Here is a 23,006-nt window from a genome sequence, read left to right on the forward strand (position 1 = left end):
GAAAATTATGGGGCAGTATTTGGTGGTATCCCGGGTGGAGAACCTTGAGGAGCATCTGGCACTTGCCAGAGAGTATGGTGTTGGGTTTGAGATCAATGATTTCTTTGATCCGGAGGTGTTGGAATCAAAGGAGCGGCAGAAGGAGATTATTGAAGCATATCAGAAAGCGGGGCTTCCGGAGGGCAGTACAATGCATGGCGCATTCCTGGATGTCGTGGTGTTCAGTCAGGATCCGCGCATGCGCGTGGTTTCGGAGTACCGTATGCGGCAGAGTATGAAGATCGCTCAGAGTCTTGGTGTTAAAGGTGTTGTGTTTCACACCAATGTCAATCCGATGCTTTCTTCCAGAGAATACGATATGCATGCGATTGACATGACGGTGGAATTTCTGAAAACACTTCTGTCCGATTTTCCGGACATAGAGATTTATCTGGAAAATATGTTTGATGCAACACCGGACGTGCTGGTACAGATTTCGGAACGACTGAAGGATTATCCGAACTATGGCGTGTGTTTTGATTATGCGCATGCGGTGATTTATGGATTTCCGGTGGCAATATGGATAAGACAGCTTGCTCCGTATATGAAGCATATCCATATCAATGATAATGATCTGAAGCACGATCTGCATCTTGCGCTTGGCACAGGAAAGATCGTATGGAGTCAGTTTTTTGATTATTATGATACATATTTCGGAAGTTGCTCCGTGCTGATCGAGACAACGCAGCCGGAGGCACAGAGAATTTCATTAGAGTATTTGACACAGCTTGGAGAATGTTTACCGGAAGCCGGCAGTGAGCAGGCTGAGAAAGGAATGAATGACTTATATGGAGAATAGGCGGGTATTAAATGCAGAGGAACTGTTGGAAAAATTTTTTCCTTTATGAATGAAATGGTAGATACGAAGGATTTCGCATCGACGATCCTGCTTTTGACGGAGCTTGGACGGACGCTCGCCAATTCCGAAAGAGCTTCGTTCTGGTACTGGGATAAAGCCAAAAAGCAGTATTGGACGCTTGTGGCACTTGACAGTCCCCGTATTGTGGTTCCGGAGGGGAGCGGTATTGTCGGCGCATCCATTTCAGGTAATGAGACGATTCTGATCAACAATCCTTACGAGGATCCGAGATTTAACCCGGAGGTGGACAGGGAGACCGGATATCAGACTAGATCGATCCTCTGTATTCCGGTGACCAATTCGCGCGGCGAGGTCATTGGTGCTTATCAGGCGATCAACAAGATGGATGATAAGGGCTACTGGTATTTTGACGACAGAGATGAGCGTCGTCTGGCGATGGCGGCGGTGTTCTGCGGCAAGACCTTAGAGTCCCAGATCTTGTACAGTGAATCGCAGCTTGACCAGCTGACCGGCTTGAAAAACAGACGCGGATATTATGAATATTACGAGAAAAATATTCTTCCTTATCTGCTGCGAAAGTCCTGTTCGATCGTGATGGGAGACATTGATTTTTTCAAGCGGGTCAACGATACATATGGACACAATGCAGGGGATGTTGTTCTGAAATATATCGCATCGATCCTGCGCAATGCGGCGGGAGAAATGGGTGAGGTGATCCGCTGGGGCGGCGAGGAATTTGTGATCCTTTTGAAGGACTGTGCCGTATCGCAGGCCTCTGTATTTGCAGAAAATATCCGCAAGAAGATTGAGACCTCGATCTGCTATTTTGAAGATGTACCGATCCGGGTGACCATGTCCTTTGGTGTGAAGGCATTAGATCCGCATCTGACACCGGAGGAGAATGTGAAGAAAGTGGACGAGAAGCTTTATGAAGCAAAATCTACAGGACGCAACCGTGTTGCGTATGATGAAATCTGATATAGGGGGATGGTTGTGGCTATGAACAAATCTGTTTTTATTAGTTACAGTTCCAAGGATGAGCGATACATTAAAAAGATGACGCAGATGCTGGAGAAAATGGGTATTACCTACTGGATCGCTCCGGACATGATTCCGGCAGGCTCCAATTATGCAAGGGAAATCCCGTCTGCGATCCAGAACTGTGATATTTTCCTGCTGGTACTTTCAAAGGCATCCCAGCAGTCGATCTGGGTGGAAAAGGAGATCGACAGTGCGATCTATTACCGTAAAACCATCGTGCCGTTTCAGATAGATGACAGCCCGATGACGGACATGTTCCGTTTCTATCTGAACAATGTGCAGACGATTTACTGTGCAAACCGTCCGAAGGATGCGATTGAAGAGCTGAAGCAGCGTCTGCGTACGCTTTTAAAGCTTACGGCAGAGAGTATACATAATCCGGGCGGAAAGAAAGATCGGGGAGAGAGCAGCACCAGCAAAGAAGAGACTACAGAAGGCAGAGATAGTGAGAACAAGGACGCACCGACAGAGCAGGAAAGCGAGATTGCGATAGCACGCCGGAAGAGAGAATCCTTTCTTCGTTCAAGCGGAATTCCGACAGCGTGCGGATATTGCGGCGGAGATCTTGAGAAGATCTCCCGCGGTGTGTACCGCTGTAGGAAATGCGGAAGAGAGAATTATGATTACTTTCAGACCGTGCGCAATTTCCTGCGCAAATACGGAGCGAAGCCGGCGATCATTATTGAGCGCGAGACCGGTGTGCCGCGCCATGTGATCGAGCAGTTTGTGTCAGACGAATATCTGGAGATTCCGAAGCTGGAGCCGATGCGTTTGTCCTGTGTGAAGTGTGGGGCATCGATCCGGACCGGCACGTTATGTGAGAACTGTAAGAATGCCCGGCCGCAGAAGCCGGCACGGTCAGGCGGAAGCTGGCATTCGAGCCGGAGGTAAATGCTATGGGGAGAAATATATGGGTGATCGGAAATGACCGCCATGAGATGATCGAGGCGCAGAGGCGGATCAACTCCACCGGAGGCATGCGTGCTGTCTGCAAGATGTCTTTTGAGGCGGTGCGTCGGGCGATCGAGGAGCGCGTACAGATCGAACGGTCTAGGCAGGACTGGAGGGAGGCTCCTTCTCTGATCATCGTCGACTATATGATGTCTAAGGGGGAAGAATTCCATACGGTTTCTTATATCCGCAAGCAGAAGGATCTTGCGGGTGTTCCTTTGTTTTTTATGACGGAGACAAGGACGAAGGAGCTTGACCGCGAATGTTATTCCTGGGGCGCAACGGTTGTGCTTCACAAGCCGTTTTCGAAGGAGGGGATCCTTCGAATCGAGCAGACGGCGTGGCAGCATGATGTTACGAAGAATTATGAGAAGCTTCTGGTGCAGCAGGCAAATCATCTGCGGGAACAGGAAGAGATTATGAAGCTGAACCGCCAGCTTGAAGCGAGAAACCGATTGTTAAGACAGGTGTTTGGTCAGTATTTTTCTGATGATATTTTCAATGAGATTCTGGAGAATCCGGAGGGGGCAGCGATTGGTGGCAAGAAAAGTGAGCTTACCGTAATGATGGCGGATCTGCGCGGCTTTACCTCGATTTCAGAGGGGTTGTCGCCGGAGAAGGTGACGGATGTACTCAACTATTTCTTTCAGGGTATGCTTCCGGCGCTTATAGAGCATAAAGGAACCGTTATTGAATATCTGGGCGATTCCATTCTGGCGGTATTTGGTGCGCCGCTTGTCTCTGAGGAACAGACGGAGAATGCGATCGCAGCGGCGATCAAGATGCAGAATAATATGGAAAAGGTCAATGAATATTGCAGCAGAAACGGCTACCCACTGATGGAGATGGGGATTGCACTTCACCGTGGAGAGGCGTTTATCGGTAATGTGGGCTCGGAACAGCTCATGCGTTATAACGTCATCGGCAGTGTGGTTAATGAATGTTCCCGTATTGAAAGCTTCAGCGTGGGCAGTCAGATCCTGGCATCGCAGGAATGTCTTGCGCATGTGCGCGTGCCGGTAGATGCATCGGCATATCAGGAGATTCAGGCAAAGGGACTTGCGTATCCGATCTCGGTCTGTGAGATCCGGGCAATTCAGGGATCGTATGACTGCCGTATCCGCGAACAGAAAAATGACATTATGTACCCGGTGGATACCCGGGTGGTGTTTAATATGTATCCGATCGAAGGCAAGCTGATCCAGGATATCTGTATTGCCGGAAGGCTGTGCCGGTTTTCGCATAAGCGGGCTCTGGTGCGTCCGGAGAAGGGCGGAAGCTATGAGCTGCGCGTGGGAATGGATGTGGAAATATTTGCCGCCGGCGAGGACGGACGGGCATTGTTTACAGAAATATATGCGAAGATCACTGCGATTGAGGATGGTGTTCTGACACTGCGGTTTACGCATGTCAACAGGAGCTTTCGTAGCTTTGCCGGTCAGATATGGGAGAACGGGGAATAACGTTGACAGGATCAGAGACAGATCACAGGAAAGGGTATGGTGTACCAGATATGGGACAGAACATATTAGAACAGGCGGAGATATGCAGCCGGAATGAACAGGAGAATCTTGTGGCGGTGCAGATTTCAGAGGAGCGCGCGACGGAGTTTCTGAGAGGATCGGAAAGTGAAAAGGATAATGCCGTGTGGAATACTGCGTGGCTGGAGGAGAAGAAGGCGTTTCTGAGGGAAACCGGCAATCATTTTCTGCTGGCTGTGTGGGGAGAACATGAGGAGAAGTGTCTGCTGTTTCTGAGTGATACGAAACGGGTTCGCCCGCTGGAATTTCTGGATTATCTGATCCCGGATTTCGGCTTGATCCGAGGTGATGTATTCTGCGCCAGTGTCCGCGTATCTTCGGTGATACTTAAGCTGCAGATGGAGGAGCATGGCATCGGACACACGATCGACTATTTGATGGAAAAGGCAGAGTCCTATTTCCGGGACTGTGTATGGATCGATGCGGCAGAATACGGCAGGGATCATGCCGAAGAGATCCGTCGGATGGAGTATTACCGCAAGAAAAGAGTGGCATGGGCGTATGTGAAAACGATCGATATGGTACCGGCAGGCAAAAAGCTGTGGCTGCGTTCTCTGGAAAATGAGTCTGGTCTTGAGGTGACTGCGGCACCGGATACTTATATTATGATCGGCTGTAAGGGTGAGGTTTATGATATCCGGCAGAAGAAGTTTGATGCCAGCTACGAAATGACACAGGAACCGCTTGATATGTTTGAGCAGATGATGGACTTCTGGCCGGAGCTTCAGACGCTGCCGGAGCAGGAATTTTTAAGCATTGACGAGTATGCGCATCTGTGCTATCCGAAGAAGGGAGCGGGAATATACGCCTGCCGTCTGGAGAAGCGGACGAAGATCTTTCCGGCTGGCGAGGGACACGAATATTTTCTTGGCAGACCGGGAGACTACATGGCGGTCCGATCCGATGATCTGACGGATATCTATGTGATCCGCGGAGACATTTTTGAACAGACTTATGAGCTGCAGGAATAGATCTTCTGCGTAGAAAACATTGACGCTGATCATTATGTGGGGGAGGACAGAAATTTATCGATACGGTTTAACTGTCCCAGAAATCGGACAGATGCTTGCCGATGGATTCGGCAGACACCACATCATACGGGAACCATTCCCGTGGAAATAACGACTGATAACTGTTTTGCAGGAAGCGTTCGTCCAGAAGAAGGATGGCACCGCGGTCGGTGACGGTTCGTATGACACGACCGGCGGCCTGCAGCACCTTATTCATACCCGGGTACCGGTACGCATAGTTGAAGCCGGTGCCCTTTTTCTCGTCGAAATAATTGCGAAAAAGTTCGTTCTGCGTGCAGACCATAGGAAGCCCGGTTCCAACCACGACAGCACCGATCAGGCGGCTGTCCTTCAGGTCGATTCCCTCTCCGAAGATACCGCCCATAACACAAAGTCCGACGGTTGTTCTGATCGGTGTGTCCTGAAAATGGGACAGAAACTCCTCGCGCATTGTCTCACTCATTGAGCTTTCCTGCATATACAGATCCACAGATGTGCGGCAGTAGGCGGATTGCTCCAGATAGTCGCGGATGTCTTCCAGCATGCGGTAGGACGGGAAAAAGATCAGATAGTTTCCGGTCTTTGCCTGAATAAAACGGAGAATATAATCGGTGATCCGCTGATATTCCCGTGGGGTGCGTCTGGTGTATTTCGTGCTGACATCGCGGGCAATGAGCAGCAGACGGTTGGAAGACTGAAACGGGGACGGCGCATAGATCGCATAATCATCCTCTCTGCCCGCAAGCTGTTCCCGGTAATAATTGACCGGAAGGAGTGTGGCAGAAAAGAAAACGGCGCAGCGTCCACGCTTCAGATACAGATCCAGGTTGCCGGACGGATCCATGCACTGCAGATGAAGGCAGAATGCACCGGCACTGTCATAATCGGCGTAAACGATATATTTGTCATCGATCGTCTCAAACACGGCAAGGAAATAGCGGAGTTCAAAATAGAATGCCAGAACCTCCTCGCGGGCATCGCCGTCCAGTGGAAGTGCGGCGGGATCTCCCGGAGTAATGTCCGGAAGAGCCATGTAATCAGAGGAATCTGTGCGACCGTGAAGATATTCTTCTAACAGGGAGGACAGGCGCAGAGCCTTCATAACAAACGGTTCGATCTCGATCGGATCGTAAAGGCGGCGTTCCTCACAGCCCCGTTTTAATTCTAACAGCTCCTTGTTGCAGCGCTCCAGACTCCGTGCTGTTTTGCGGGAGTGCTTTGTCATGATTTTCTTAATCTTGAGAAAGTCCTCCTTGACAAGGCAGGAGGAGTACATTTCCCGGGCACGGTCCACCAGATTGTGTGCCTCATCGATCAGGAAAACATAGTCATTCTCTGTCTCAAGGGCGAAGAAACGCTTGAGGCAGGCAGTCGGATCAAAGGCATAATTGTAATCGCCGATGATCGCATCACACCAGGTACTGATGTCAAGACTCATCTCAAAAGGGCAGACGTCATGCTTCTCCGCATAAGCAAGGATCCGTTCGCGCGAAATGGCATCCTCATGGGTCAGAATATCGTAAACGGCATCGTTGATCCGGTCGAAATGACCGAGCGCCCGTGGACAGGTTTGTGGGTTGCACTGTGGCTTGTCGAGAAGACAGATCTTTTCCTTAGCGGTCAGTGTGATGAACTTCAGCTGCATGCCCCTGTCGGAGAGAAGAGAGAAGGTCTCCTCTGCCACGGTGCGGGTGATTGTTTTGGCGGTCAGATAGAATATTTTCTCGGTGACACCCTCGCCGATGGACTTGACGGCAGGAAACACTGTGGAGATTGTCTTGCCTACGCCGGTAGGTGCTTCGATGTATAACCGTTTGCGCCGCAGAATGCTTTGATAAACGCCTTTGACAAGACGCTGTTGTCCCTCGCGGTATTCAAATGGAAAATCAAGTTCCTGAATGCTCTCGTTGCGTCTCTCCTGCCACTTGATCTGCCAGACAGCCCATTTTGCATATTCATGAAGGAGATCCATAAACCATTTCTCAAGCTCTGCAAAAGGGATGCGCTCGGAAAATGTACGCACCTCCTCCGTCGGAATATAGCAGTAGGTCATCTGGATGCCGACATCCTTGAGCTTGTTCTCAAGGGCATAGATATAGCCGTAGCACATCGCCTGCGCTTTGTGGACAGGAACGGGTCCGGTCAGTCGCGATACATGGCGGTAAATGCCCTTGATCTCGTCAATCGTGGTGCCGCTGCCGTTCTTCTCCGGAAAGATGCCGTCAGCGCGGCCCTCTACGGTCATCTCTACCGATACACTGTCATAGGTGACCGGAAGTGCGATCGAAAGGGGAACCTCGGCACGGTAGGCAGAACCCATACGCTTCTGAAGCTTCTTATGGATGCGCGTACCCTCCTGCATGGCATCCGGGTCGGCGAGACCGCTTTCGGACGTGGTAATATCGCCGCTTCGCAGAATAAATTCCACGAGATTTCGCACGGATATTTTGACGGTATGCATGGTCTCCTCCTTTCAGTCTGTCCGGTACTTTTTCTCTTTCTAAAGCAGCTCTTCCAGCATGTCGCGGTCCCAGAGTACAACCCCGATCTTATCTGCCAGCTTGCGGGCTGCCGGCGTGAAATACTGGTTCGTCAGAACCATAGCAACGTGACATTCATAGAAAGCACGTCCGGCATAGACCTGCTGCACGGCTTCGATCCCGACATCGTAATTGTAGCGTTTGCACTGGATCGCGAAAGAAATTCCATCGCGGTACGCAAGGACATCAACGCCGAAATCACCGCTCGCCTTGGTGCTCTGGGCAAGCTCAAAGCCGTTGGAGGCAAGAATATCGCAGGTCAGTGCTTCGAAATCCGTACCGGAAATGTCATCCAGATCGGTCAGTGACCAGTCGCCGCGAATGTAATGTGAACGGGAGCGCAGCAGAAAATGGATCTTGTAAATGCAGAAAAGGATCAGGATCAGTCCTGCACACAGAGCAGGCGCAAAGTATGCTCCGCCGCTCCACAAAAACAAAAATAAAAGCCCCACCGGGACCAGTGCGGCAAGCATGCCCCACAAAAATATATGTAAAGTCAGTCTTTTACGTCTCATAATGTAATCATGCCTTTCGATAAGTTGCAAGCGTTCGATCAAACTGCAAGCATTAAACCACAGACACACGACGGAAAGAATGTGTGTTCGGTAAAGAATATAATACAGGATGCCGGAGGAAAATGCAAGGTGGGAAGGCAGTATTTACGAGGGGAGGTTGTTGTTTTCCTGCGGATTCTTTTATATAATGATGCTGGAGCAACGAATGATTGTGCTTTGCCGGCCGGACCGGTCTGAAAGCAGACAGAAAGGAAGAAGTCTATGGATTATTTATCACATAATATTGCCGTCAATTTAAAGAGGATCCGTACCTCAAAGGGGATGAGTCTGGACGTGGTCGCGGAGCAGACCGGAGTCAGCAAGAGTATGCTGGCGCAGATTGAGCGCGGAACAGCCAATCCGTCCATCGGCGTTCTCGGCAAGATCGTAAGTGGACTTCGCCTTGATTTTAATGAGCTGATCCAGACACCGCCGTTAGATTCGTATCTGGTCCGGACGGAGGAGACACCGCCGATCAAGGAGGTGCCGGGACAGTATCGGGTGTGGAACTGTTTTCCGATCGAGGATAATCATATGGTCGAGATCTACCGGATCGATATTGAACCGGACGGCATTTACGCCAGCGGAAGCCATGGCGAGCGGACACGGGAGTATCTTGCGGTCATGGAGGGGGAGCTTACCGTGGAATTAAAGGATGGCGAGCATATCGTGACGGCGGCGGATGTATTTCGTTTTGAATCCGATCAGTTTCATCGTTACATCAACAACGGGGATCAGAAGGTTCGTTTTATGACATTTTTTGTTGCATATTAATGTGTGCAGGTATGGAGGAAGAAGCGTTTTTTACGGTGGACCTGTTATATTGACTGTACTATTTTTGGTACTCCGTAAGAAGTAGAAATGGTATTATAATAGCACACATCGTGCAATATATTGCACAAAATAAAATAAAGTGAAATTTTTTAGCCGTTGGTATTGACATGATTGCGATGGCGTGCTATTTTATAGGTGTTCAATATAAAGGACGGCGGATGTGAGACACAGACGCACAGTACAGATGTTATGCTGAACGCATCACATCAGACAATTTAACACATCATACATGCAACAATGACGTTGTGATTTTCAAATTATTTTGAAAACGCAGCGTCTTTTTTGCATTATAGGAAACTTCTTGTCAGGAAGGTGCCCGTAACGCAGTGGGAAGTCAACCAACACAGCGATTATTCATTAAGGAGGATACGATTATGAAATTAAAAGAAACAGGATTAACGAAGGAGCAGTTAAAGGAAAAAGTAAACAAATATATGATCGAAACTTATGAGCGTTTTGATTTTATTGCAGAGACAGCAAAGGATATGTATATGTACGATGAGAATGGTACACCATATCTTGACTTTTATGCAGGTATCGCCGTAAACAGCGCCGGTAACTGTAATGAGAAGGTTGTGGCAGCAATTCAGGATCAGGCAAAGGATATCATTCATACATTTAACTATCCATACACCGTACCACAGGCACTCCTGGCAGAGAAGATCTGTACGACGATCGGAATGGATAAGATCTTTTTCCAGAATTCAGGAACTGAGGCAAATGAGGCAATGATCAAGATGGCAAGAAAATATGGTGTTGAGAAATACGGTCCAAATAAATACAACATCGTTTCCGCTAAAATGTCTTTCCATGGACGTACCTTTGGTGCAATGAGTGCGACCGGTCAGCCGGACAATGCCTGCCAGATCGGTTTTGGTAATATGACTCCCGGATTTACATATGCGGAGTACAATAATCTGGACTCCTTCAAGGCGGCTGTAACCGATGACACGATCGGTATCATGATCGAGCCGGTACAGGGCGAGGGCGGTGTCAATCCGGCAACACCGGAGTTCATGACAGGACTTCGTAAGCTCTGTGATGAGAAGGGCATTCTTCTTCTGCTGGATGAGGTTCAGACAGGATGGTGCAGAACCGGTGCGGTGATGTCTTATATGAATTATGGTGTAAAGCCGGATATCGTTTCCATGGCAAAAGCAATGGGCGGCGGCATGCCGATCGGAGCAATCTGTGCAACGGCTGAGGTGGCAAAGGCATTTACACCGGCTCTCACGGAACCACATACGGCGGTCATCCGGTTGCCTGTGCGGCATCTCTTGCGCAGATCGGAGAGCTTTTGGACAGAGATCTCGCCGGCAACGCAAAGAAGATGGGTGCTTACTTTATGGATAAGCTTTCTACACTTCCACATGTTAAGGAAGTACGTGGACAGGGACTTTTAGTTGGTGTTGAATTTGATGATACCATCAGCGGCGTAGATGTTAAGCATAAATGTTTTGATAAGAAGCTTCTCATTACGGCGATCGGTGCGCACATCATCCGTATGGTACCTCCACTGATCCTGACCGAAGAGGATTGCGATAAGGCATACGAGATCATCAAGGAATCTGTTGAGGAACTCAGTAAATAATCTGGAGGGAAACAGTTTGAAACAATATGTAATTACAGTCGGTTGTGAGTATGGCTGCGGAGGATCTGCTGTAGGAAGGGCCCTGGCAAGGAATCTTGGCATCGCTTATTACGACCGGACACTGATCGATAAGATCATAGAAGAAACCGGCGTCTCCCACGATCTCATGGAGATGGCGGACGCCGGGAAAGATGTAAAAGGTAAACGGGAAAATGCTGCCGGATCAACCAGTCTGGCGAAGTATAAAAATCTGACGGACCGTGTTGTTTATATTCAGAAGGAAGTTGTGAAAAAGCTTGCGGCGCGTTCCTCCTGTGTTATCATCGGAAGATGTAGTGACTATATTTTGCGAAATAATCCGAGATGCGTCAATGTATTTATTTATGCACCGGACAAGGTGCGTGTTCAAAATGTCATGCAGGAGCTGAAGGTGGGCGAGGAAAAGGCGAAGGAGCTGATCCGTGAAAATGATCAGATGCTTCATGCCCGTTACAAGCAGATGACAGGCTCAAACCGTGGCGCAAGACACAATCGTCATATGTTGATCGACAGCAGTGTTCTCGGAGTGGAAGAAACTGCAAAATATATTGAAGAATTTGTTGTAAAGGCACTTGCCAAAACTGAGGATACGGCAGAAGAAGGAAGGTGACTGTGATGGAGAACAAGAAAGCTTCGGAATTTGACAAGGTATTTAGTGCATGGGATATTCTGGTCATTGCCTTCGGCGCAATGATCGGCTGGGGCTGGGTGGTATCCAGTGGAGACTGGATCGTCAAGGGCGGTGTGCTCGGCGCAGCGCTTGGTTTTGTGATCGGCGGTATCATGATCTTTTTCATCGGTCTTACCTATGCTGAGCTGACGGCAGCGATGCCGCAATGTGGTGGCGAGCATGTATTCAGTCACCGTGCCATGGGCTCGACCGGATCCTTTATCTGTACCTGGGCGATCGTGCTGGGATATGTCAGCGTTGTGTGTTTTGAGGCATGCGCGCTTCCGACGATCGTTACTTATATATATCCGGGATTCTTAAAAGGGTATCTCTATTCGGTTGCAGGCTTTGATATTTACGCATCATGGCTTGCCGTGGCAATCATCATGTCAATATTGATCACCTATATCAATATCCGCGGAGCCAAAACGGCGGCGATCCTGCAGACGGTTCTCACCGTGATCATCGGTGGTGTCGGTATTCTTCTGATCGTTGCATCGGTTGTAACCGGAGATACCTCCAATCTGGATGGGCAGCTATTTCTGGGAAAAGATACAATGACTTCGTTTAAGGCGGTAATTGCAGTCGCGGTGACAACCCCGTTTTTCTTTATTGGCTTTGACGTAATTCCGCAGGCGGCAGAGGAGATTAATGTGCCGTTAAAGAAGATTGGTAAAATGATGCTTCTTTCCATTGTGATGGCGGTTACATTTTATGCACTCATTATTCTTGCGGTTGGATATGTACTGAATCACACGGAGATTGAGGCTGCTATGGGCGGCTCCGGTCTGGTGACAGCCGATGCCATGGCAAAGGCATTTAACAGCTCGATCATGTCCAAGGTGCTGATCGTCGGTGGTATGTGTGGTATCATGACAAGCTGGAACTCATTCATGATCGGTGGAAGCCGCGCCATGTATTCGATGGCAGAGTCTTATATGATCCCAAAAATGTTTGCCAAGCTTCATCCGAAGTATAAGACACCGATCAATTCCCTGTATCTGATCGGACTGCTTTCCTGTCTGGCTCCGCTTGCCGGACGTAAGATGCTGGTGTGGGTATGCGATGCCGGAAACTTTGGATGCTGTCTTGCTTATTGTATGGTTTCTTTATCTTTCCTGATTCTGCGTAAGAAGGAGCCGGATATGCCGAGACCGTACAAGGTTGGTCCTTATAAATTTATTGGGACCATGGCGGTGCTGATGTCCGCATTTATGATCCTGATGTACATGATCCCGGGCTCCGGCGCAACACTCGTCTGGCAGGAATGGGCAATGGCAGGCGGCTGGTGCGTGCTTGGTGGAGTCTTCTTCGTTGTCTGCAAGCTGAAATATAAGGAAGAATTCGGCTCCCTTGTCGAGATCATTTCCGATGAGGATGCAGCTGCACTGCAGTCCAGCGACGAAGAGATCAATGCAGCGTTGGATGCGGCGATCGATGCAGCAATCAACTCCGTGCTGGAGCGGGAATATATCGGTTCACTTTTGTAGTGGCAGGAATGGAGGATTACAATGAAAGAATTTACGTTTTCGGTACCACAGAACATCATTGTGGGAAAAGGAAGTCTTGCGAAGCTTCCGGAGGTAGCAGAAAAGCTTGGAGGAAAACATGGATTTATTATATCCGGTCCTCATTTAAATAAAATGGGAATTGTGGGTTCCTGTGCAGATGCACTGAAAGCAAAGGGGATCGAGAGCAGCGTATTTACGGAGACGGAAGGTAATCCTTCCGTGGAAACCGTAGATAAAGCAGCGGAAGCGTACAAGGCAAGCGGTGCTGACTTCATCGTTGCACTGGGCGGCGGTTCGCCGATGGATGTGGCAAAAGCGGTCGGCGTTGTTGCAAAATACGGCGGAAGCATCACGGAGTATGAGGCGCTGACAAAGTGCCGGGAGACATCATTCCGCTGATCGCCGTGCCGACTACGGCAGGAACCGGCTCCGAAGTGACCGCTTTTTCGGTCATCACCGATCACAGCCGTAATTATAAGCTGACGGTTTTCAGTTACAAGCTGATCCCGTCCTATGCGATCCTGGATGCGGAGCTGCTCACAACAGCTCCGGTATCTGTGGCGGCTGCATGTGGTATTGATGCAATGGTACATGCGCTTGAAGCATATATTTCCACGGCCGCATCTCCATTCTCGGATGCAATGGCAGAGAAGGCACTGGAACTGATCGGTGCGAATATCCGCCGCTACACAGCGAACCGCAGCGATATCGAGGCAGCCGAAAATATGCTTGTAGGAAGCCTGTTTGCCGGCATTGCGTTCTCATGGGCGCGTCTCGGCGATGTCCATGCCATGAGCCATCCGGTCAGTGCCTTCTTCAATGTGCCGCATGGCGTTGCCAATGCGATTCTTCTTCCTACAATTGTAGAATACAATGCGCTGGCAGATCATGGAAAATACTTCAATATCTACAATTACATTGCACCGCTGCCGGCTGCTTTGGAGGAGTTCACTCCGGACATGCTGGTGGATGCGATCGTCGAGCTCAACGACTCCCTTGGCATTCCTGACGGACTGGAAGAGGTCGGCGTAACGAAGGATAAGTTTGACGCAATGGCAGACGATGCCATGAAGAGCGGCAATATCGCGGTAAATCCGAGAAGCACGACGAAAAAGGATGTGCTGGCACTGTATGAAAAGGCGTTTTCGGGTTTGGAATAATAATAGGATGTTGGGGACAAAAGGTAATTTGAGCCTTGCATCCTGATCTGCAATCACAACTTGTACCGCCCTCCAAAGGTAGAATGGGAAATCTAACGATTGGGGGGCGGTATTTTCGTGTCCGATCCTTTTGACTGGTACATTTTTATGGAATCAGGTCAGAAAAAATGTAGCGAATAAAGAAAACCAGATCAGAAAAAATGTAATAAATTCATGGAATCAGGTCAGAAAAAATGTAGTATATATACTTGAATAGGTCAGAAAAAATGTGGTATGATAATGATAAAGAGGTGATTAAGTATGTATAGAACAGCAATGGATGCTCTTTTGCAGTGGAAAGAGAAAATAAATCGAAAACCCCTGATCATAATGGGTGCCAGACAGGTTGGTAAGACGTGGCTGATGAAAGAATTTGGAAAGACGCATTATGAGAAAACAGCATATATTTCATTCTATAATAATAAGAGAATGGATGATGTGTTCCAGGCGGATTTTGATATAAAACGTATCCTCATGAATTTAAATATCGAGTCGGGCGTTACGATCACACCGGGTGATACACTGATTATTCTGGATGAAATACAAGATTCTCCCAAGGTGTTGGAATCGTTAAAATATTTTTGTGAGGAGGCACCGCAATATCATGTTGTTGCCGCTGGCTCGCTTTTAGGCGTGACAATTCATGAAGGTGTTTCTTATCCGGTAGGGAAGGTAGATCTGTTGGATCTGTATCCTCTTAATTTTCGGGAATTTCTCTATGCGATGGATGAACAGAGCCTGGCAGATGCCCTTGCGACGAAGGACTATGCCTTGATTGATAATTTTTCGGAGAAGTATTTATTCTGGTTAAAAAATTATTATTATGTAGGCGGTATGCCTGCGGTTGTGGACGAGTTTCGTCAAAACAGGGATTATGCGGAGGTTCGTCAGATTCAAAACGATATTGTGCGGCAGTATGAGGGCGATTTTGGAAAGCATGTGGATGCGCGGACTCTGCCAAGGATTCGCCTTGTATGGGACTCGGTTCCGTTACAGCTTGCCAAAGAAAATAAAAAGTTTTTCTTTGGACAGATAAAAAAGGGTGCGCGCAGCAGTGAGTACGAGATTGCAATCCAGTGGCTGGTAGATTGTGGTCTTATCTATAAAGTGAATCGCGTGAATGAACCGAATATGCCATTGAAGGCGTATAAGAGCATGAATGCATATAAGCTTTTTGTACTGGATGTGGGCTTGTTAGGGGCAATGAGCGAACTGGAAGCGGAATCTATATTAGAAGGCAACGATATTTTTATCGAATTTAAAGGAGCACTTACCGAGCAATATGTTTTGCAGCAGTTAATTTCAGATACGCGGTATAATCCATATTATTTTGGCACAGAAAAGGCAACCTTTGAACAGGATTTTTTGATTCAAAAGGGAAAGGATATTGTTCCGATCGAGGTGAAAGCCGGTGAGAATATCCGCTCGCAAAGTCTAAAAGCATATTGCGATAAATATAAGCCGAATAAGGCGGTGCGCTTTTCGACGTTAAAGTATATGGATCAGGGATGGATGGAAAATATTCCATTGTATGCGGTCTGTAATTTGTAGAAATGATGATGTCAAACTATGGCTTTGAGAGGAAAGGAAGATGCAGGATTATGAATATATAATCCGTGGCGGTATTGGGAGCAGGGGCAGTTGGCTCCTATGTGATATGGGGACTGTCCCTTATTCAGTAGGTTGTGGAATGGAATTAGAATCGATGACATAAGGATTGTCTTTGGGAGAGAATATGGATATAATAGGCGTGATAAGAGTATTCGGTGCCTGACAGACTGACGCACCGGCAGACAATGATCAGAAAGGAAATCAGGATTATGGCAGATAAAGAGTATGGATTTGAGGAAACAATGGTGACACTGACAGATGAGGATGGACAGGAAAAGGACTTCTATGTGGATGAGATCTACGAGGTAGATGGACGTCTCTATGCGGCAGTCATTCCGTCCGATGTCGAGAATGTGACGGAGTATTATGTGTTCCGGTTGATCGACCTTGGAAACGATGACTTCGAGATGGAGGATATCGAGGAAGAGGCAGAGTATGATGCGGCAGCAGATGCGTATGAGGAGATTCTGGATACCAGGATGTGGAACCGGGAGTTTGAGGGAGAGTAAGTGGTAAATGTTAGAGAAAAAAGAGTAGAAAAGGGGAGAAGAAGGTGGTATAATACTTGTTGATAGAAAATATTGTGGGGGAGGGCGTATATGATAGGAAAGCTGGAGTTAAAATTAGCATGTGAAGAAGAACTTGCATATCAGATGGCATCATTGTTTCATGGGGCATTGATGGAATTATTGCCATCTGAGTATGCAGATAAGCTTCATTTGTCACAATTGCATCCTTATGTACAGCATTTGGAGTACAGGGATGGTGAATGGTATTGGATCGTGTGTGCACTGAATAAGGAAGCGGTGCAGATAATCTTACACGATTCATTATGGAATCTGGAAAGTCTTAATATCAAGAAAAGAGATCTGGTTGTTCAAGTTGTTCAGAAAAATTACACAGAAATATCTTATAAACAATTAATGAATCAATTTTATGAGGAAGATGGTTCTCCGTATATTCAGATTCATTTTATGTCCCCGACAGCGTTTAAACAGAGAGGAAAATATGTATTTTATCCGGATATTAGGTGCATATTCCAAAGCCTGATGAATAAATATGATGCGGCAATTGGTAAAGATGCAATGGTGGACAATGATACACTGGAACAATTAAGCCAGAATGCTAATGTCATTCGATATGATCTGAAAAGTGTCAGTTTTTTTCTGGAAGGCGTTAAAATACCTGCATTCATTGGGAAAATAACAATACGGATGCAAGGATCACAGACAATGACTAATTTCGCCAATCTATTATTTAACTATGGAGAATTTTCAGGTGTGGGAATTAAAACTGCACTTGGTATGGGATGTATCAAAATACAAAGAGAAAGGAGAAGGAAATGATTAAAGACCGGCAGATAAAACTTATTATTGGCAGTTTACTGCATGATATTGGTAAGGTGGTATATCGAAGTGGAGACGGTAGAAATCACAGCCAGAGTGGATATGAATTTTTAAAAAATGAGACAGATGTTCAAGATCAGGACATACTGAATTGTGTGCGTTATCATCATGCAAAATACCTTAAAAATGCCAATATTCCGAAAAACGACTGTGCGTATGTGACTTATTTTGCAGACAATATAGCAGCATTTTCGGATCGGCGGGAATCAGAGGAACAGGAAAATGGTTTTGATAAAACAATTCCATTGGATAGTGTATTTAATATACTAAACGGGAATAAAGGAAGATCGCATTATGCGATGCAGGTTTTAAATCCGCAGAGCGAGATCAATTATCCGACCACTGATGAGATTAAAATGAATGATTATTTTTATCGCAAAGTCATTCAAAATATCACAGATAATCTTTTGGGAATAGAGATAAGTGAAGATTATCTGAATTCATTATTATCTGTTTTGGAAGCTAATCTGACATATGTTCCGTCCTCTACATCCAAAAAGGAATTGGCGGACATTTCACTTTATGATCATGTGAAAATGACAGCAGCTATGGCATCGTGTGTCGAGCAGTATCTGGAGACGGCTCAGGAGACGGACTATAGGAGCAGATTATACATAAATGCCAAAGAAGCATATAAAGAAGAAATGTTTATGCTTTACTCTATGGATATTTCAGGAATCCAGGACTTTATATACACGATTAATTCAAAAGGGGCATTGAAGGGGCTGCGGGCTCGAAGCTTCTATTTGGAGATCATGATGGAACATCTGGTTGACGAATTGCTGGAAACATTATCTTTGTCGAGAGCTAATTTGATCTATACGGGTGGCGGTCACTGCTATATGCTTTTGCCCAATACAGACAAGGTGAAGAAATTGGTACAGGATAATGAAAGCAAAGTAAATAAATGGTTACTGGACAATTTTGGGACTGCATTATATGTCGCTGGTGGATTTGCTACGGCCAGTGCTAATGTTTTGAAAAATGAACCAAAAGGAAGTTATTCTTCATTATATGTTGAAGTATCCAGAAGGATCTCATCCAAAAAGTCACATCGTTATGATGCAGATACGATCCGTAGCTTGAATCGAAAAAGTCATGATGGGGAAAGAGAATGCAGTATTTGTCGCCGGATTGGGAAGCTTGTGGATGACAAATGTCATATATGCAATGCATTAGAGAAAATGTCTGGAGGGATTCTTCGTAACAAATATTTTACAATCATGTGTGAACCGGTGAAAAATGCACTTCCATTACCGGTTGACAGATATCTGGTGGCAGACACGGAGGACAGCCTTCTTCAACGAATGCAAAAAGATACATATATCAGGAGCTATACAAAAAATGATATGTATACCGGAAAACATGTGGCAACAAAATTATGGGTTGGTGATTATAACACCGGAGAGACATTTGAAGAATTGGCAGAACAGTCAGCAGGTGTCAAACGGATCGGAGTATTGCGGGCAGACGTTGACAATCTTGGAATGACTTTTGTACATGGATTTGAGGGGGAAGATGGAGATGATAAATATGTAACGCTATCGCGGACCGCAACTTTATCGCGACAGTTATCATTATTTTTCAAATGCTATATAAATAAGATCTTAGATAATGGATCGTCTGGAAGTTTAGGAAAGGGAGGAGGAAGAAAAGTAGTTATTGTTTATTCCGGAGGAGATGATGTGTTTCTGGCTGGGGCCTGGAATGATGTTATAGCAGCCTTTTGTGATATCAGGAATGCACTGACGAAGTTCACACAGGGAACGTTAACAATCTCAGGAGGAATCGGAGTATATCATGCAGGAGAGCCGATCAATGTAATGGCGGAAGAAGTTGCCCGGCTGGAGCAGGCTTCGAAAGACACAGATGGAAAAGATGCGGTAACGATTTTTAGTAAAGAACAAAATTATCCGTGGAATGTGTTGCTAGATAAGATTCTGAAGGAAAAACTTCAAGTGATACAGCAGTATTTTGGACAGGCAGATGATCATGGAATGGCATTTTTGTATCATTTAACAGATCTTCTCAGAAATACAGAAGAGCAGATCAATGTTGCAAGATATGTATACCTTTTGTCAAGAATGGAACCGGATACGAGAAAATCACCGGAGCAAAGAGCTGTATATCGTGCATTTTCGAAAAAAATGTATGAGTGGGGACAAAATGAAGTGGACAGGCGTGAGCTGATTACAGCAATATATCTATACGTCTATCTGCACAGAGAGGAGAATGCATTATGAAATTAACGAAAGACAACTATGTGAAGTTAGCGGAAAAGGCTATTTTGGACCTGAAAGGGAGAAAAGATAAAAGAGGAAGAGACATTAAAATAGTAACAACATCAAAAATTAGAAATCTGCTTGCTATGGCAGCAGATATTTATAATGAAGTGATCAACAGTCAATCGGAAGTGTTGTCGGAAGAAATAAAGGGTCAGATTAATTATATGAAGATTCGTTTTGTATATGAATCAGGACGGGAGGCTACAGTAAAAAATCTTGTGGAGCAGGCGGACATATTAACACATATTGATGAGATTGGTGATAGCAGAGAACAGTATATATTATTCAACCGATATATGGAGGCACTGGTCGCATATAGAAAATTTTATGTTGAACATGATGAATAAACGAGGGAGGAGATAACTATGTTAGCTAAGATTGAAATCAGTGGAGTGATAGAAGTTGTAACGGGGTTACATATTGGAGGATCAAGCGCATTTTCAGCAATTGGTGCTGTAGATTCCCCAGTCATAAAAGATATCAGAACGAATCAGCCAATGATTCCGGGAAGTAGTCTGAAAGGAAAAATGAGAAGCTACTGGCAAAACAATACAATCAATATGTGGCAGAAAAACCAGATGATGATGCAGACTGTCTGACCGATCTTTTTGGAAGTGCCAAGAAAAATAATGTTAAAACAAGCAGATTGCTGTTTTCGGATATGTTTATCAGCAACATGGATGAATTAAAACATGCAGGTTTAACAGGAGCTACCGAGGTGAAATTTGAAAACAGTATTTCGAGAACAACGGCTGTTGCAAATCCTCGTCAAATTGAGCGTGTTGTGCGGGGGGCTTTGTTTCCGGTACAGTTAATTTATGAAGTGAAGGAAGAAGAACACATGCTTCAGGATTTTGAAATTATTAAACAGGGATTTCGTTTGCTGGAATATGATTATCTGGGAGGAAACGGTTCCAGAGGCTATGGAAGGATAAAAATATCAGACCTGCAGGCAGAAGTAGTAATTGGTGATGTTTCGGAAGAAATAATGGAGCAATGCAATGAGATATTGAGTCGATAAAGGGGATTTATATGGAGTATTCTATTTATAAATTAGATTTTCAAACGGGAGTTCATTTTGGAAACGGAATGTTAAATGACAGTGCATGTACCTTTCTGGCTGATCAGATTTTTTCTGCATTATTTATAGAAGCTTTAAAATTAGGACAGCACAAAGAGTTCTATGACATGGTGAAAGGCGGAAAAGTATTATTCTCGGATACATTTCCGTATATCGGTAAACAGTACATGGTGCCGAAGCCAATGGTTTATATCGAACCGGTGGAACGTGGAAAATCTGATCAGAAGAAGAAAATGAAGAAGTTAAAATATCTTTTGATAGAAGACATGGAAAGCTATTTGAATGGAACGCTGGAGCTTACTTCTGATATATATAAGAATGGATTTGGGAAGTTTGTTCAGCAGACGATGGCGAGCGTAAGTGGTGAGGAAGAAACAAAGCCTTATCGCGTGGGAACGTTTTATTTTAAGAAAAACTGTGGATTATATGTTATTGTAGCATATCAGACTTCAGAAGAATGTATAATGGTAGAGGAATTGTTTGAAGCGTTGTCTTATACAGGGATTGGAGGAAAGAAAAGTATCGGACTTGGTAAATTTACTTTTCGAAAAGCAAAAATCCCGGAGGAGCTTCTTCGGCGATTAAATGACAATAGCGGAAGACAAATGCTTTTGTCTGTGGCATTACCTCGTGATGAAGAACTGGATGAGGTTCTGGAGAAGGCATCCTATCAGCTGGACAAAAGATCAGGCTTTGTAGCTTCGGATACATACGCAGAGGAGTGGAGAAGAAAAAGGGATTTATATGTTTTGATGGCAGGATCTTGTTTTGAACAGCGATTTGAAGGCGACATTTACGATGTGTCTGACGGTGGCAATCATCCTGTGTATCGATATGCCAAAGCATTGTTGATGGAGGTATAGGAATGGGGAATTTCTTAAGACATTATAAGATGCAGATAACTGCATTGTCACCGATTCATGTTGGATCCGGTGAGATAATCAGTAAAAAAGGATACATTTATACACCTTGGGACCATCAGGTGATCGTACCTGACGTGCAAAAGATGTATAAAGCCTTGCAGGAACGAGGAAAAGAAAAAGAGTTTGAACTATACATGATGAACGGTAAAGATGGTCAGTTAGCGTTGGGGCAATGGCTGCAGAAGAATAATTGCTCTAAACAGGACTATGAAATGTGGAAACGGTATACAATGGATGCAGGAGAAGCGTTTACCTCTGATAAAACGAGACGACCTAAAGAAATTCATGCTTTTATAAAGGATGCATATGGAATGCCTTATATTCCGGGAAGCACAATAAAGGGCATGATACGAACCGCATTGATTGCATGGAAAATTCACTGTGAGCCGGACAAGTATGAGGAGCTCAAAAGAACAATTCAGAGAAAAGCGAAAGAAAAAGGGAGTCGTAACCAATTCTTGTTGAATGAAACAAATCGTTTAGAACAAAGTATATTATATGATCTGGGAAGAGACCGAAAAACTCCTTGGAATGCAGTAAATGACTGTATGTCTGGTTTACGTGTTGGAGATAGTCTGCCGGTGAAAACAGATTGTTTGACACTGGCGCAAAAAATTGATTATACCTTGCAAGGAGAGGAAAAAGCACTGCCGCTCCTAAGGGAAAGTCTTATTCCCGGGACGAAAATATATTTTGATATAACAATTGATACTTCCGCATTTCCGTATAGTATGAAAGATATCACGGAAGCATTGGACTATTTTCAGGAAATATGTTATAAATATTTCTATTCGCGGTTCATCGTGGAAAACTGAGAGCGGGTTGGTATGGCTGGGAGGTGGTTGCGGTTTTCTTTCCAAAACTGTTTTGTATCCGATGCTTGGCTCAGATGCAGTGGAAGTGATTGACGGCATATATCACAGTACATTAGGGAAAAATTACCAAACGCATAAACATACAAGAGATAAAGGGCTGAAGCTTGCGCCTCATGTCTGCAAATGTACGAAATATCAGGGACAATTATACGATATGGGGATGGGAAGAATTGAGAGAGTACAGTCAAGCCATGAATAATCCTGCTCCTAATTCTCTGTTCGAGAGAATTTTACGCCGATAGCGATAAAATCAGGGATGGGAGGGTGTTTTCTTGTTGCATACGATAATAGAAAATGGAAATATTGATTTGAACCGCAAATCATGGTTTAAGACCTTGATTTATAATGGGTATAGAGGATAGGGTAGAAATAAAGAGACCCCGGAAAGGGGACGAAAACACTTCCTGTCCAAGTGCATTATATTTATCTCGGAGAGGTAGAAATAAAGAGACCCCGGAAAGGGGACGAAAACTAATCATATCAAT

Annotated in this window: 19 protein-coding genes and 2 pseudogenes; 19 read left to right on the forward strand and 2 right to left on the reverse strand. The window is 45.6% G+C overall.

All coding sequences use genetic code 11. The features are described from left to right. Positions 1–7 precede the first annotated feature (7 nt). Genes DXA20_RS02255 through DXA20_RS02275 form a run of 5 tightly spaced genes read left to right on the forward strand, consistent with a single transcriptional unit; the run spans position 8 to position 5,363 of the window. Complete coding sequence (locus DXA20_RS02255) at positions 8–838, forward strand: sugar phosphate isomerase/epimerase family protein (RefSeq protein ID WP_158577099.1); 831 nt, start codon at positions 8–10, stop codon at positions 836–838. A gap of 45 nt (positions 839–883) precedes the next feature. Next, positions 884–1,837 (forward strand): sensor domain-containing diguanylate cyclase, encoded by a 954-nt coding sequence (locus DXA20_RS02260; RefSeq protein ID WP_118559132.1) that lies wholly within the window; start codon positions 884–886, stop codon positions 1,835–1,837. A gap of 21 nt (positions 1,838–1,858) precedes the next feature. Then, positions 1,859–2,791 carry a TIR domain-containing protein gene (locus tag DXA20_RS02265; protein WP_243100500.1) on the forward strand — a complete coding sequence of 311 codons (933 nt, stop codon included), beginning with the start codon at positions 1,859–1,861 and terminating at the stop codon, positions 2,789–2,791. A gap of 5 nt (positions 2,792–2,796) precedes the next feature. After that, entirely contained in the window at positions 2,797–4,314 is a 1,518-nt protein-coding gene (locus tag DXA20_RS02270; RefSeq protein ID WP_118559134.1) for an adenylate/guanylate cyclase domain-containing response regulator, read from the forward strand. Positions 4,315–4,316: 2 nt separating this feature from the next. Further along, positions 4,317–5,363: a hypothetical protein gene (locus DXA20_RS02275; RefSeq protein ID WP_147403671.1), complete on the forward strand. Its 1,047-nt coding sequence runs from the start codon at positions 4,317–4,319 to the stop codon at positions 5,361–5,363. 67 nt (positions 5,364–5,430) lie between these two features. On the opposite strand, the gene DXA20_RS02280 is transcribed toward DXA20_RS02275, so the two are convergent. Together DXA20_RS02280 and DXA20_RS02285 are read right to left on the reverse strand one after the other, a co-directional pair. Continuing rightward, entirely contained in the window at positions 5,431–7,863 is a 2,433-nt protein-coding gene (locus DXA20_RS02280; RefSeq protein ID WP_118559136.1) for an ATP-dependent DNA helicase, read from the reverse strand. A gap of 39 nt (positions 7,864–7,902) precedes the next feature. After that, positions 7,903–8,457, reverse strand: coding sequence for a restriction endonuclease (locus DXA20_RS02285; protein WP_118559137.1), 555 nt, complete (start codon positions 8,455–8,457; stop codon positions 7,903–7,905). 261 nt (positions 8,458–8,718) lie between these two features. Here DXA20_RS02285 and DXA20_RS02295 point away from each other — a divergent pair, with 261 nt between their 5' ends. The 14 genes and pseudogenes from DXA20_RS02295 (at position 8,719) to csm5 (ending at position 22,461) form a co-directional block, all read left to right on the forward strand. Beyond that, complete coding sequence (locus DXA20_RS02295; protein WP_118559139.1) at positions 8,719–9,270, forward strand: helix-turn-helix domain-containing protein; 552 nt, start codon at positions 8,719–8,721, stop codon at positions 9,268–9,270. Between the two features lie 434 nt (positions 9,271–9,704). Continuing rightward, positions 9,705–10,921, forward strand: a pseudogene (locus DXA20_RS02300) (aspartate aminotransferase family protein). A gap of 16 nt (positions 10,922–10,937) precedes the next feature. Further along, a complete protein-coding gene (locus DXA20_RS02305; RefSeq protein WP_118559140.1) occupies positions 10,938–11,570 on the forward strand; it encodes a cytidylate kinase-like family protein in 633 nt (210 codons plus the stop codon). A 5-nt stretch (positions 11,571–11,575) separates the two neighbouring features. Continuing rightward, positions 11,576–13,120: an APC family permease gene (locus DXA20_RS02310; protein ID WP_118559141.1), complete on the forward strand. Its 1,545-nt coding sequence runs from the start codon at positions 11,576–11,578 to the stop codon at positions 13,118–13,120. Between the two features lie 21 nt (positions 13,121–13,141). Continuing rightward, a pseudogene (locus DXA20_RS02315) lies at positions 13,142–14,301 on the forward strand (iron-containing alcohol dehydrogenase). 300 nt (positions 14,302–14,601) lie between these two features. After that, entirely contained in the window at positions 14,602–15,891 is a 1,290-nt protein-coding gene (locus DXA20_RS02320; RefSeq protein WP_022304930.1) for an ATP-binding protein, read from the forward strand. Positions 15,892–16,160: 269 nt separating this feature from the next. Next, positions 16,161–16,460, forward strand: coding sequence for a DUF1292 domain-containing protein (locus tag DXA20_RS02325; RefSeq protein ID WP_022304929.1), 300 nt, complete (start codon positions 16,161–16,163; stop codon positions 16,458–16,460). A gap of 90 nt (positions 16,461–16,550) precedes the next feature. Beyond that, positions 16,551–17,297, forward strand: a complete 747-nt coding sequence (gene cas6, locus DXA20_RS02330) for a CRISPR-associated endoribonuclease Cas6 (protein WP_118559143.1) — start codon at positions 16,551–16,553, stop codon at positions 17,295–17,297. Beyond that, on the forward strand, positions 17,294–19,600 hold the full coding sequence (gene cas10 / locus DXA20_RS02335) for a type III-A CRISPR-associated protein Cas10/Csm1 (RefSeq protein WP_118559144.1): 2,307 nt from the start codon (positions 17,294–17,296) through the stop codon (positions 19,598–19,600). Before cas6 ends, cas10 begins: the two co-directional genes overlap by 4 nt. Beyond that, a complete protein-coding gene (gene csm2 / locus DXA20_RS02340; protein ID WP_118559145.1) occupies positions 19,597–19,989 on the forward strand; it encodes a type III-A CRISPR-associated protein Csm2 in 393 nt (130 codons plus the stop codon). The genes cas10 and csm2 overlap by 4 nt, the downstream gene beginning before the upstream one ends. An 18-nt stretch (positions 19,990–20,007) precedes the next feature. Continuing rightward, positions 20,008–20,241, forward strand: a complete 234-nt coding sequence (locus DXA20_RS17390; RefSeq protein WP_330420576.1) for an RAMP superfamily CRISPR-associated protein — start codon at positions 20,008–20,010, stop codon at positions 20,239–20,241. Further along, positions 20,205–20,663, forward strand: a complete 459-nt coding sequence (gene csm3 / locus DXA20_RS02345; protein ID WP_330420577.1) for a type III-A CRISPR-associated RAMP protein Csm3 — start codon at positions 20,205–20,207, stop codon at positions 20,661–20,663. The genes DXA20_RS17390 and csm3 overlap by 37 nt, the downstream gene beginning before the upstream one ends. An 11-nt stretch (positions 20,664–20,674) precedes the next feature. Next, on the forward strand, positions 20,675–21,586 hold the full coding sequence (csm4, locus tag DXA20_RS02350; RefSeq protein ID WP_118559146.1) for a type III-A CRISPR-associated RAMP protein Csm4: 912 nt from the start codon (positions 20,675–20,677) through the stop codon (positions 21,584–21,586). 2 nt (positions 21,587–21,588) lie between these two features. Beyond that, entirely contained in the window at positions 21,589–22,461 is an 873-nt protein-coding gene (gene csm5 / locus DXA20_RS02355) for a type III-A CRISPR-associated RAMP protein Csm5 (RefSeq protein ID WP_118559147.1), read from the forward strand. Positions 22,462–23,006 lie beyond the last annotated feature (545 nt).

It is taken from the genome of Roseburia sp. AM59-24XD (assembly GCF_003478445.1).
GTDB lineage: Bacteria > Bacillota > Clostridia > Lachnospirales > Lachnospiraceae > Jutongia.

Coding starts and splice junctions, on each gene's coding strand:
- DXA20_RS02255 (WP_158577099.1), top strand. CDS start 8: ATGGGGCAGTATTTGGTGGTATCCCGGGTGGAGAACCTTGAGGAGCAT.
- DXA20_RS02260 (WP_118559132.1), top strand. CDS start 884: ATGAATGAAATGGTAGATACGAAGGATTTCGCATCGACGATCCTGCTT.
- DXA20_RS02265 (WP_243100500.1), top strand. CDS start 1,859: ATGAACAAATCTGTTTTTATTAGTTACAGTTCCAAGGATGAGCGATAC.
- DXA20_RS02270 (WP_118559134.1), top strand. CDS start 2,797: ATGGGGAGAAATATATGGGTGATCGGAAATGACCGCCATGAGATGATC.
- DXA20_RS02280 (WP_118559136.1), bottom strand. CDS start 7,863: ATGCATACCGTCAAAATATCCGTGCGAAATCTCGTGGAATTTATTCTG.
- DXA20_RS02285 (WP_118559137.1), bottom strand. CDS start 8,457: ATGAGACGTAAAAGACTGACTTTACATATATTTTTGTGGGGCATGCTT.
- DXA20_RS02295 (WP_118559139.1), top strand. CDS start 8,719: ATGGATTATTTATCACATAATATTGCCGTCAATTTAAAGAGGATCCGT.
- DXA20_RS02310 (WP_118559141.1), top strand. CDS start 11,576: ATGGAGAACAAGAAAGCTTCGGAATTTGACAAGGTATTTAGTGCATGG.
- DXA20_RS02320 (WP_022304930.1), top strand. CDS start 14,602: ATGTATAGAACAGCAATGGATGCTCTTTTGCAGTGGAAAGAGAAAATA.
- DXA20_RS02325 (WP_022304929.1), top strand. CDS start 16,161: ATGGCAGATAAAGAGTATGGATTTGAGGAAACAATGGTGACACTGACA.
- cas6 (WP_118559143.1), top strand. CDS start 16,551: ATGATAGGAAAGCTGGAGTTAAAATTAGCATGTGAAGAAGAACTTGCA.
- cas10 (WP_118559144.1), top strand. CDS start 17,294: ATGATTAAAGACCGGCAGATAAAACTTATTATTGGCAGTTTACTGCAT.
- csm2 (WP_118559145.1), top strand. CDS start 19,597: ATGAAATTAACGAAAGACAACTATGTGAAGTTAGCGGAAAAGGCTATT.
- DXA20_RS17390 (WP_330420576.1), top strand. CDS start 20,008: ATGTTAGCTAAGATTGAAATCAGTGGAGTGATAGAAGTTGTAACGGGG.
- csm4 (WP_118559146.1), top strand. CDS start 20,675: ATGGAGTATTCTATTTATAAATTAGATTTTCAAACGGGAGTTCATTTT.
- csm5 (WP_118559147.1), top strand. CDS start 21,589: ATGGGGAATTTCTTAAGACATTATAAGATGCAGATAACTGCATTGTCA.